General features: G+C 46.3%; 1 protein-coding gene. It reads left to right on the top strand.

All coding sequences use genetic code 11. The features are described 5' to 3' along the window. Window positions 1–227: DDE-type integrase/transposase/recombinase (locus ACT3RN_RS16410; RefSeq protein WP_444518917.1), on the top strand; the 227-nt coding region annotated here is incomplete at both ends.

The raw sequence follows: 227 nt of genomic DNA, 5'->3' as shown, positions 1-227 counted from the left end.
ATTGTGGGCTGGAAAGTATCCAATCGCATGAACACCGATATGGTGATGGCCGCGCTCAATCAAGCGATAGCAGATAGGAATAATCCCAAAGATGTGATTCATCACAGTGATCGAGGGGTTCAGTATTTATCCATTCGCTACACAGATAAGATGGCTGACTGCGGTGTGATTGCCTCTGTTGGTACAACAGGCGATTCATACGACAATGCATTGGCTGAAACGGTCAA

Origin of the sequence: Psychrobacter sp. AOP5-GZ1-6, assembly GCF_052376345.1 — a bacterium.
Taxonomy (GTDB): Bacteria; Pseudomonadota; Gammaproteobacteria; order Pseudomonadales; family Moraxellaceae; genus Psychrobacter.
Note: the sequence above shows the minus strand (reverse complement) of the source record. Positions and strands in the feature narration are given on the sequence as shown.